This is a genomic window from Streptomyces sp. 11x1 (assembly GCF_032598905.1).
Lineage (GTDB): Bacteria > Actinomycetota > Actinomycetes > Streptomycetales > Streptomycetaceae > Streptomyces.
Genome location: NZ_CP122458.1, coordinates 8,728,678 through 8,739,409, shown reverse-complemented (window position 1 = coordinate 8,739,409; position 10,732 = coordinate 8,728,678). Strand labels below are relative to the sequence as shown.

Genomic DNA, 10,732 nt, shown 5'->3' with positions numbered 1-10,732 from the left:
GTCGCGGTTCGCACACACCGGGTAATGGCGAACGGGCATGCGAGAAGAGCCTCTTGACAGGGTGAAGATCAGACTCCGGCGATGCGCAGCGCGGCGTCCGCCGTCGCCTCCGCGAAGAACGAGACGGGGCGGTCGGGCTCCGAGCGGTGGACGAGGATGACACCCTCGATCAGCCCGAAGACGAGATCCGTCCGCAGCTCCAGCTCGCTCTTGGCGAGCGTCCCGCCCACGGCCGTCGCGGCGATCAACTGCCGGTAGGCGTCCTTGAGTTCGGCCCGTACGGCATGGAAGCCCGCGAAGCGTTCGGCGCGGACCTCGGGCAGGAGGTAGAGGCCGCCGAGGTTGTGCGGGCCGCCGCAGAGCAGCGCGACGTCGGCGCGGCACAGCTCCCACAGCCGCTCCTCGGCGGGCACGGCGTCCCGGGCCAGGAGGTCACGGGCACAGGTCAGCGACGGCGTGACCGTGGACTCCAGCAGCTCGGCGAGCAGCTCCTCCTTGCCGGAGACGTAGTGGTACATGGACGCCTGCCGCATGCCGGCGCGCTCGGCGACGGCCCGGGTGGTGGTGGCCGCGTACCCCCTCGTCGTGAACAACTCGGCCGCGGCGGCGAGCAGTTCGTCCCGGGGTGACAGTCCGCTGTCCGAGCGGCCCTCGGCACGGGGTCTGCCGACCCGCCGCCCACCGCCACCGCCCGCGCTTCCCATGTGTTCGATCCTCGCACGCGGCACCCGTACTCCGGCTCAGGCCGACCGCCCTGTTCCCCGGCCCCCGGCCGGGCACGATCATCGTGAGGGGGCGGTAACCACCCGGCAACGCGAGGGACATGGCACGGACGCACCCCGCTCCTAATTTCTGTCGCACGACAGAAATACACGCCGCACCCGGAGGTCCCACGATGGCGACATCGACGACGTACGGAGCACGTGATCACGCCCGCGCCCAGGAGGGCTCCGCCGCCGAGTCCATGCCCGTGGTGCCCGCGAGCGACTGGCCCACCCCTCCCTGCGAGCCCGCACGGCTGGTCTGGGCCGAGACGGTGGCGGGCGGCAACTACACGCACCGGGTGCTCGCCCGCGGCACCGAGCTCCGGCTGACCGATCTGCGCGGCGACGCCTGTGCCCATCTGCTGCTGCACCACGCCGACCGCCCCTGGGAGCGGCTGAACGTGGCCGACACCGTCAAGGTCCAGTGGAACGCCTACCTGGGCGAGGGGGTCCTGCTCCTGTCCGACCAGGGCCGGGTCCTGGCCTCGGTGGTCGCCGACACCTCGGGCCGGCACGACGCCCTGTGCGGCACCTCCACCCTCGCACGCAACACCGAGCGGTACGGGGACGGCACCCCGCACTCCGCCTCCCCCGCCGGGCGTGAACTGTTCAAGCTGGCCGCCGCCAAGAACGGTCTGGAACCCCGGGACCTCCCGCCCTCGCTCTCCCTCTTCCAGGGGGTACGGGTACGCGAGGACGGCACCCTCGACTTCACCGGCTCCGCCGGCCCCGGCGCCGCCGTGACCCTGCGCACCGAGCAGGACGTGACCGTGCTGATCGCCAATGTGCCGCACCCGGCGGACCCGCGCCCCGAGTACGTCAGCACCCCCCTGGAGGTGCTCGCCTGGCGTGCCCGGCCGACCGAGCCCGGCGACCCCCTGTGGGACGCCACGCCCGAGGGCCGCCGGGCCTTCTTGAACACCGCCGAGTTCCTCACCGCGAGGGGGATCGCATGAGCACGAGGACCGTGGTCCCGGCCCGCGCCGCCTGGTCGTCGGTGATCCGTGCCGGCGAGACGCTCACCCTCACCGACCTGCACGGCAACCAGGCCGTCGACTTCCTGGTGTACGACGCCCACGACACGGCCGTCCGCTACAGCGCGCCCGACACGATCCACGCCCAGGGCGGCATCTTCCTCACCACCGGCAGCGTGCTGATGTCGAACGAACACACCCCGCTGATGACCGTGACCGCCGACGACGTGGGCCGGCACGACACGGTCGGCGGCGCCTGCTCCAAGGAGTCGAACACCCTGCGGTACGGGCACCACACCTGGTCGCAGCACGCCTGCGTGGACAACTTCCTCACGGAGGGCGCGAGGCACGGCCTCGGCAAACGCGATCTGGTGTCGAACATCAACTGGTACATGAACGTCCCGGTCGAGCAGGACGGCACCCTCGGCATCGTCGACGGGATCTCCGCCCCCGGCCTCGCCCTCACCCTGCGCGCCGAGCGGGACGTGCTCGTCCTGATCTCCAACTGCCCCCAGATGAACAACCCCTGCAACGGCTTCGACCCGACGGCCGTGGAAGTGACGATCACCGGCCGGGTGCCGGACGCCGGAGAGGCGACGACCACCGGAGCGGGCACATGACCTTCGACACCCTGCTGGTCGCCAACCGGGGCGAGATCGCCGTCCGGATCATCCGCACCGCCCGCGAACTGGGCCTGCGCACGGTCGCGGTGTACTCCGACGCCGACCGCTCCGCCGCCCACGTCCGGCTCGCCGACGAGGCGGTACGGCTCGGCCCGGCGCCCGCGAAGGAGTCGTACCTCGACGCGGACCTGGTCCTGAAGGCCGCCAAGGACACCGGCGCGGGCGCCCTCCACCCCGGGTACGGGTTCCTCTCCGAGGACGCGGACTTCGCCCGCCGCTGCGCGGAGGCCGACATCGTGTTCGTCGGACCGACCCCCGACCAACTGGAGCTGTTCGGCGCCAAGCACACCGCGCGAGCGGCGGCCGAGGCCGCGGGCGTGCCCCTCCTGCCCGGCACGGACCTGCTCGCCTCGCTCGACGAGGCCCTCGGCCACGCCTCGGAGATCGGCTACCCGGTGATGCTCAAGGCCACCGGCGGAGGCGGCGGTATCGGTATGTCGGCATGTCGATCCGCCGACGAACTCACCGAGGCCTGGGAGCGGGTGCGGCGCGTCGCCGCCGCCTCCTTCGCCGCGTCGTCCTCGGGGGTCTACCTCGAACGGCTCGTCGAGCGGGCCCGCCACGTCGAGGTGCAGGTCTTCGGCGACGGCGACGGCCTCGTCGTCACCTTCGGCGACCGTGACTGCACCCTCCAGCGCCGCCACCAGAAGGTCGTCGAGGAGGCCCCGGCCCCCGGCCTGCCCGACCATGTGCGCGCACGGCTGACCGCCGCCGCCCGCGACCTGTGCGCGAGCGTCGAGTACCGCTCCGCCGGAACGGTCGAGTTCGTGTACGACGCCGCACGCGAGGAGGCGTACTTCCTGGAGGTCAACACCCGCCTCCAGGTGGAGCATCCGGTCACCGAGGAGGTCTACGGCGTCGACCTCGTCGCCTGGATGCTGCGCCTGGCCCGCGGCGACAGGGCCGTCGTCCGGGCCCCGGGCCAGCCGCGCGGCCACGCCGTCGAGGCCCGGATCTACGCCGAGGACCCCTGTCGCGAACACCGGCCGAGCGCGGGCCTGTTGACCCGGATCGAGTTCCCGCCGGGCGTCCGCGTCGACGGCTGGGCGGAGACGGGCACCGAGGTCACGACGTCGTACGACCCGCTGCTGGCGAAGATCGTCGCGTACGGATCCGACCGCGCCCACGCACTGCGGCGCCTGGACGAGGCACTGGCGAGGACCCGGATCGACGGCATCGAGACGAACCTGGGCCAGCTCCGAGCGGCCCTCACCGACCCCGGTTTCCGACGGGCCGACCACACCACGGCGACCCTCGCAGCCGTCTCCGACCCGACGCCCCGCATCGAGGTCGTCTCCGGCGGCACGCTCACCACCGTGCAGGACTGGCCCGGCCGCACCGGACACTGGCAGGTCGGCGTCCCGCCCAGCGGCCCCATGGACGACCTGTCCTTCCGCCTCGGCAACCGGGCGCTGGGCAACCCCGAGGGCGCCCCCGGCCTCGAATGCACCCTCCAGGGGCCCACGCTGCGCTTCACACACGCCACCACGGTCTGTGTGACGGGCGCGCCCGCCCAGGTGACCGTGGACGGCGCACCGGTCGCCCGGTGGGAACCCGTGACGGTGCCCGCCGGAGCCGTACTGGCCGTCGGTGCCCCGACCGACCACGGCCTGCGCACCTACGTCCTCTTCGCGGGCGGCGGCCTGGACGTCCCCTCGTTCCTGGGCAGCGCGGCCACGTTCACCCTGGGCCGCTTCGGCGGCCACGGCGGCCGGGCCCTGCGCACGGGCGACGTCCTGCACGGCGGCGCGGCCACCGAACACGCGGCCCCCGTCCCGCCGGACGCCCGCCCCGCTTTCCCCACCTCCTGGCGGGTGGCCGTCCTCGAAGGCCCGCACGCGGCACCGGAGTTCTTCACCGAGGAGGACATCCACGAGTTCTACGCGGCCGACTGGGAGGTCCACTTCAACTCGGCCCGCACCGGCGTACGCCTGATCGGCCCCAAGCCCCGCTGGGCCCGCGCCGACGGCGGCGAGGCCGGCCTGCACCCGTCCAACATCCACGACACCCCGTACTCGGTCGGCGCCGTCGACTACACCGGGGACATGCCGGTGCTCCTGGGCCCCGACGGCCCCTCCCTCGGCGGCTTCGTCTGCCCGGCCACGGTCGTCTCCACCGAACGCTGGAAGCTCGGCCAGCTGCGCCCCGGGGACACCGTCCGCTTCCTCCCGGTCGCCGACGACGCCTCGCCCCGCCCCCCGATCGTCGACGGCGGCGTCCTGGCCCGCGACGGCGACGTGACGTACCGCCGCAGCGGGGACGACAACCTCCTGGTCGAGTTCGGGCCCATGCGGCTCGACCTGGCCCTGCGGATGCGCGTCCACGCCCTGATGGAGGCGGTCGCCGAGGCGGGCCTCGACGGTGTCACCGACCTCACCCCCGGCATCCGCTCCCTGCAGATCCGGACGGACCCGGCGACCCTGACCCAGTCCGCACTCCTCGACGCGGTCCGGCGGATCGTGACAGCGCTGCCCCCCGCCGACGAACTGGTCGTCCCCTCCCGCACGATCCACCTCCCCCTCTCCTGGGACGACCCCGCGACCCGCGAGGCCATCGCGCGCTACATGGCGGGCGTCCGCGACGACGCGCCCTGGTGCCCCTGGAACATCGAGTTCATCCGCCGCGTCAACGGCCTGGACACGGTGGAGGAGGTGTACGACACCGTCTTCGCCGCCGAGTACCTGGTCCTGGGCCTCGGCGACGTCTACCTGGGCGCACCCGTGGCCACCCCGCTGGACCCCCGTCACCGCCTGGTGACCACGAAGTACAACCCGGCCCGCACCTGGACGGCGGAGAACTCGGTCGGCATCGGCGGCGCCTACCTCTGCGTGTACGGCATGGAAGGGCCCGGCGGTTACCAGTTCGTCGGCCGCACCACCCAGGTGTGGTCCCCCTGGCAGCAGCGCGGCGCCTTCGAGCCCGGCTCGCCCTGGCTGCTCCGCTTCTTCGACCGCATCAAGTGGTATCCCGTGGACGCCGACGAACTGCTGGCGCTGCGCGCGGACATCGTCTCGGGCCGTTTCGTCCCGCGCGTGGAGCAGGGCACCTTCTCCCTGGCCGGGTACGAGACGTTCCTGTCCGAACACGCCGATTCGGTGGCCGAGTTCAGAGGTCGACAGCAGAGGGCGTTCGCGACGGAGAGGGCCGCCTGGGAGGCCGCCGGCGAGTTCGACAGAGCGGAGACGGGGGCCGCCGAGCCGGTACCGCCCGCCGAGGTCCACGTGCCCGAGGGCGCCCAGTTGATCGAGGCCGAGTTCACCGCGTCGGTCTGGCAGGTGACCGTCCGACCGGGCGACCGGGTGACCACCGGCCAGCCCCTCCTGACCCTGGAGGCCATGAAGATGGAGTCCCGAGTCCCCTCCCCCACGACCGGCGTCATCACCCAGATCCTGACCACCCCGGGCACCCAGGTGTCCCCGGGCACCCCCCTGATCATCCTGACCCCGGACACCACCGCCCCCGCCCCGTAAGGGGCGCGGGGAACTGCGCGAGAACCCCCCACCCACCCGCACCCGCCGACACACCCCACACCCCACCCCGGTTGGCGCAGGGGGGCCGAAGGGGCACAGCCCCTGGAGGACGGGACGGGTAGGGGCGGCGGGGGCGAAAGATCCCCCGCACCCGACCACCGCACCCCACCCCCAGGAGCGAAGATGCCCCCCTCCCCCACCCTCACCAGAGTCCGCATGGCCTACACCCGCATCGAGGCCGTGGACCGCCCCGAGATCTGGATCGACCTACGCCCCCGCGCCGACGCGGAGGCCGAAGCCGAGGCCATCGACGCCCGCCTGGCCGCCGGCGCCCACCTCCCCCTCGCCGGCCGCCTGCTCGCCGTGAAGGGCAACATCGACGTCCACGGCCTCCCCACGACCGCCGGCTGCCCGGCGTACGCGTACACCCCGGACGCCGACGCCCCGGCCGTCGCCCGCCTCCGCGCGGCCGGCGCCCTCGTCCTCGGCACGACCAACCTCGACCAGTTCGCCACGGGCCTGGTCGGCACCCGCTCCCCGTACTGCGCGGTCCGGGGCGCCCATGACCCGTCGCGCGTCAGCGGCGGCTCCAGCGCGGGGTCGGCCGTAGCGGTGGCGCTCGGCCTCGTCGACCTCGCCCTCGGCACCGACACGGCGGGCTCCGGCCGGGTGCCGGCCGCCTTCAACGGCATCGTCGGCCTGAAGCCCACCCGGGGCCTGGTCCCCACCACGGGCGTGGTCCCGGCCTGCGCCTCGATCGACTGCGTCACGGTGTTCGCCCGCACCCTCCCGGAGGCGGAACAGGCCCTCGCCCACATGACCTCCCCGCCCGACCGCGTCCTCCCGTCCCTCCCCCCGCGTGCCCCGGGCCCTTGGCGCGTCGCGGTCCCCTCACACGCTCACCTGGGCGAACTCGACGAGGGCTGGGCGGAGGCGTACGAGGCGACCGTCACCCGTCTGCGGGTCACGGGCGCGGACGTACGCACCCTCGACCTCACCCCGTTCACCGAGGCGGCGGCCATGCTCTACCAGGGCGCCTTCGTGGCCGAGCGCTACACGGCGGTCGGTGCCTTCGTCGACAAGGCGATCGCGGACGGCGTGGACTCCCTGGACCCCACCGTCGCGGGCATCATCACCCGGGCCCGGGACATCCCGGCCCACCAGCTGTTCGCCGACCAGGACCACCTGTCCGCCCTGCGCACCCGCGCGCTCGCCGAACTGGCCGACGCGGACGCCCTGTTGCTGCCGACGACACCGGGCCACCCCACACTCGCCGAGGTGGCCGCCGACCCGCTGGGCGCCAACGCCCGCCTCGGCCGCTTCACCAATTCCACGAACCTCTTCGACCTGGCGGCGGTGGCCGTCCCCGCCGGTGAGGTGAACGGTCTCCCCTTCGGCGTGATGCTGGTCGGCCCGGCCTTCACGGACGACCGCCTGGCCCGCCTCGCCGCCGTACTCCAGCCGGACACCCGCCTGGCGGTGGTGGGCGCCCACCTCTCGGGCCAGCCCCTGAACCCCCAACTGCTGTCCCTGGGCGCCCGACTGGAACGAACCACCACGACGGCCCCCGTCTACCGCCTCCACGCCCTGCGCACGACCCCGCCGAAGCCGGGCCTGGTCCATGTCGGCGAGGGCGGCGCCCCGATCGAGACCGAGGTCTGGCGCCTCCCGGCAGAGGGCCTGGGCCGCCTCCTGACGACCCTCCCCCGCCCCATGACCCTGGGCACCGTCGAACTCGCCGACGGCACCCGAACCCCGGGCTTCCTCTGCGAACCGTCAGCCCTCAGAGACACCGAGGACATCACGGAACACGGCAGCTGGCGCAACTACGTAACCCACTGAACCGGTCTGCACTCCGGGCTGATGTCTCTGCGGGCCGCGGGGAACCACGCAAGAGAACCCCCACAAGCCTTTAGGAGCGCGGGGAACTGCGCGAGAAGCCGCACTCACCCGCCCCCATCCGACAACCCACCCCACCCCACCTCTCGCCCGGCGAAGCCGAACCCCACCCCCCCCGCCCGGCGAAGCCTCACCCCACCGACGAGTAGGCGACAACCCCCCTCAACACCCCGTCCACAGCCTTACGCGCACTCTTCCCCACGGTCGACCCGGCGGGCGCCGCCGCGGAGATCTGCCCCAGCACATCGATCACCTGCTTGCACCACCGCACGAAGTCACCCGCCGGCATCTCCACCTCCCGCAGCACCTCGTCGAGCCCCGACCCCGAAGCCCACATGTACGCGGCCCAGGCGAAGCCGAGATCCGGCTCCCGCTGCCCGACCCCTTCGCTCTGCGTGATCCGGAACTCCTCCTCCAGCGCGTCCAGCCGCCCCCAGATCCGCACCATCTCCCCGAGCGCGGCCTTGGCGTTCCCGGACGGCAGCTTCGGCGCCATCGCGTCGTCCCCGACGCGCGCCTCGTAGACCAGCGCCGAGACGCACGCCGCGAGCTCCGCCGGCCCGAGCCCCTCCCACACACCCGCGCGCAGACACTCACTGGCGAGCAGGTCCAGCTCGCCGTAGAGCCGGGCGAGCCGCTTGCCGTGCTCGGTGACCTCGTCACCCCGCAGATAGTCCAGCTCGGTGAGCAGGGCGACGATCCGGTCGAAGGTCCGCGCGATCGTGTTCGTACGGCCCTCGATACGCCGCTCCAGCTGCGCGGTGTCCCGCTTGAGCCGGTGGTACCGCTCGGCCCACCGCGCGTGGTCCTCACGGTCGCTGCACCCGTGGCACGGATGCGCCCGCAGCTCGGCGCGCAGCCGCGCGATCTCCCGGTCGTCCGCGGCGGCGGCCCGCCGCTTGCGGTGCCGGTCCGGCACCAGATGCCCGGCCTTGGTGCGCAACGCCGACGCCAGATCCCGGCGCGACTGCGGCGAACGCGGGTTGAACGACTTCGGGATCCGCATCCGCTCCAGCGCCTCCACCGGCACGGGGAAGTCCATCGACGCCAGCCGCTTGACCTGTCGCTCGGCGGTCAGCACCAGCGGACGCGGCCCGTCGTGGTGCTCGAACCCCCGGTGGCCGTTGGACCGCCCGGCGGGCAGCCCCGGGTCCAGCACCAGCGCGAGCCCGGCGTACTTGCCCGTGGGCACATGGATGACGTCGCCGGGCTTGAGCTTCTCCAGCGCGACGGCGGCCTCGGCGCGCCGCTGCGCGGCCCCTTGCTTGGCCAGCTCGGTCTCGCGGTCCTTGAGGTCCCGTCTGAGGCGCGCGTACTCCTCGAAGTCCCCGAGGTGGCAGGTCATGGACTCCTTGTAGCCCTCAAGGCCCTCCTCGTTGCGCTGCACCTGCCGGGAGATCCCGACGACCGACTTGTCGGCCTGGAACTGCGCGAACGAGGTCTCCAGCAACTCGCGCGAGCGATGCCGCCCGAACTGCTCGACCAGGTTGACCGCCATGTTGTACGACGGCCTGAAGCTGGAGCGCAGCGGGTACGTCCGGGTGCCGGCGAGCCCGGCGAGGTGGTCGGGGTTGATGCCCCGCTGCCACAGCACCACCGCGTGGCCCTCGACATCGATGCCGCGCCGGCCCGCACGCCCCGTCAGCTGGGTGTACTCACCGGGGGTGATGTCGGCGTGCTGCTCGCCGTTCCACTTGACGAGCTTCTCCAACACCACCGAGCGGGCGGGCATGTTGATGCCGAGCGCGAGGGTCTCGGTGGCGAACACGGCCTTGACCAGGCCGCGTACGAAGAGTTCCTCGACGACCTCCTTGAACGTCGGCAGCATGCCCGCGTGGTGGGCCGCGATGCCGCGCTCCAGGCCTTCCAGCCACTCGTAGTAGCCGAGGACGTGGAGGTCCTCGCGGGGGATGGAGGCGGTGCGCTCCTCGACGAGGGCGCGCACCTTGTGCCGGGACTCGTCGTCGTTCAGCCGAAGGCCCGCGTACAGGCACTGCTGGACGGCGGCCTCGCAGGCGGCGCGGCTGAAGATGAAGGTGATGGCGGGCAACAGGCCTTCGGAGTCGAGCCGTTCGATGACCTCGGGGCGGCTCGGGATCCAGATCCTCGACCGCTGTCTGCGCTCGCGCTCACGGTCGGCCTCGCGCATGGCACGGCCGCGCCGGCGGTCCTGGAACGAGGGCCGGCTGGCCTCCATCCGCGCCATCCGGGTCAGGTCCGGATTGACGGCCTTCTTGTTGCCCTCGCCCTCCTCGAACAGGTCGTACATCCGCCGTCCGGCGAGCACGTGCTGGAACAGCGGCACCGGCCGGTGTTCGGAGACGATCACGTCGGTGTCGCCGCGCACGGTGTCCAGCCAGTCGCCGAACTCCTCGGCGTTCGACACGGTGGCGGACAGCGAGACCAGGGTGACCGACTCGGGAAGATGGATGATCACCTCTTCCCACACGGCGCCCCGGAAGCGGTCGGAGAGGTAGTGCACCTCGTCCATGACGACGTATCCGAGGCCGAGGAGGGTCTGGGAGCCCGCGTACAGCATGTTCCGCAGCACCTCGGTGGTCATCACGACCACGGGGGCGTCGGAGTTGACGCTGTTGTCACCGGTGAGCAGACCGACCTTGTCGGCGCCGTAACGGCGGCACAGGTCGGCGTACTTCTGGTTCGACAGGGCCTTGATGGGTGTCGTGTAGAAGCACTTCTTGCCCTGTTGCAGGGCGAGGTGGACGGCGAACTCGCCGACGATCGTCTTGCCCGAGCCGGTGGGGGCGGCCACCAGGACGCCCTTGCCCGCCTCCAGCGCCTGGCAGGCCTCGATCTGGAAGGGGTCGAGACCGAAGTCGTACATCTCGCGGAAGGAGGCGAGCGCGGTGGCCTGCTCGGCAGCGCGCCTACGTGCTGCCGCGTACCGCTCGGCCGGTGAGAGGTCCTCTGTCATCGTGCTT

Annotated in this window: 6 protein-coding genes; 4 read left to right on the top strand and 2 right to left on the bottom strand. The window is 72.6% G+C overall.

From position 1 onward, the window contains the following. Positions 1 to 68: 68 nt before the first annotated feature. Positions 69 to 704: a helix-turn-helix domain-containing protein gene (locus tag P8T65_RS38375; RefSeq protein WP_316729923.1), complete on the bottom strand. Its 636-nt coding sequence runs from the start codon at positions 702 to 704 to the stop codon at positions 69 to 71. A gap of 191 nt (positions 705 to 895) precedes the next feature. Here P8T65_RS38375 and P8T65_RS38370 point away from each other — a divergent pair, with 191 nt between their 5' ends. From P8T65_RS38370 to atzF, 4 genes are all read left to right on the top strand, one after another. After that, a complete protein-coding gene (locus P8T65_RS38370) occupies positions 896 to 1,720 on the top strand; it encodes an urea amidolyase associated protein UAAP1 (RefSeq protein ID WP_316729921.1) in 825 nt (274 codons plus the stop codon). Further along, positions 1,717 to 2,358 carry an urea amidolyase associated protein UAAP2 gene (locus P8T65_RS38365; RefSeq protein ID WP_316729919.1) on the top strand — a complete coding sequence of 214 codons (642 nt, stop codon included), beginning with the start codon at positions 1,717 to 1,719 and terminating at the stop codon, positions 2,356 to 2,358. The genes P8T65_RS38370 and P8T65_RS38365 overlap by 4 nt, the downstream gene beginning before the upstream one ends. Then, positions 2,355 to 5,891, top strand: coding sequence for a 5-oxoprolinase/urea amidolyase family protein (locus P8T65_RS38360; RefSeq protein WP_316729917.1), 3,537 nt, complete (start codon positions 2,355 to 2,357; stop codon positions 5,889 to 5,891). The genes P8T65_RS38365 and P8T65_RS38360 overlap by 4 nt, the downstream gene beginning before the upstream one ends. Before the next feature lie 183 nt (positions 5,892 to 6,074). Continuing rightward, the gene (atzF, locus tag P8T65_RS38355; protein ID WP_316729916.1) at positions 6,075 to 7,733 is read left to right on the top strand and encodes an allophanate hydrolase; all 1,659 of its coding nucleotides are present in this window, start codon (positions 6,075 to 6,077) and stop codon (positions 7,731 to 7,733) included. A gap of 187 nt (positions 7,734 to 7,920) precedes the next feature. Here the strand turns inward: atzF and P8T65_RS38350 are convergent, their stop codons facing one another. Next, positions 7,921 to 10,725 carry a DEAD/DEAH box helicase gene (locus tag P8T65_RS38350; RefSeq protein WP_316729915.1) on the bottom strand — a complete coding sequence of 935 codons (2,805 nt, stop codon included), beginning with the start codon at positions 10,723 to 10,725 and terminating at the stop codon, positions 7,921 to 7,923. Positions 10,726 to 10,732 lie beyond the last annotated feature (7 nt).

Bases quoted from the DNA above. Each gene is read 5' to 3' on its own strand.
- P8T65_RS38370 (WP_316729921.1), top strand. From the start codon at position 896: ATGGCGACATCGACGACGTACGGAGCACGTGATCACGCCCGCGCCCAG.
- P8T65_RS38375 (WP_316729923.1), bottom strand. From the start codon at position 704: ATGGGAAGCGCGGGCGGTGGCGGTGGGCGGCGGGTCGGCAGACCCCGT.
- P8T65_RS38360 (WP_316729917.1), top strand. From the start codon at position 2,355: ATGACCTTCGACACCCTGCTGGTCGCCAACCGGGGCGAGATCGCCGTC.
- atzF (WP_316729916.1), top strand. From the start codon at position 6,075: ATGCCCCCCTCCCCCACCCTCACCAGAGTCCGCATGGCCTACACCCGC.
- P8T65_RS38350 (WP_316729915.1), bottom strand. From the start codon at position 10,725: ATGACAGAGGACCTCTCACCGGCCGAGCGGTACGCGGCAGCACGTAGG.
- P8T65_RS38365 (WP_316729919.1), top strand. From the start codon at position 1,717: ATGAGCACGAGGACCGTGGTCCCGGCCCGCGCCGCCTGGTCGTCGGTG.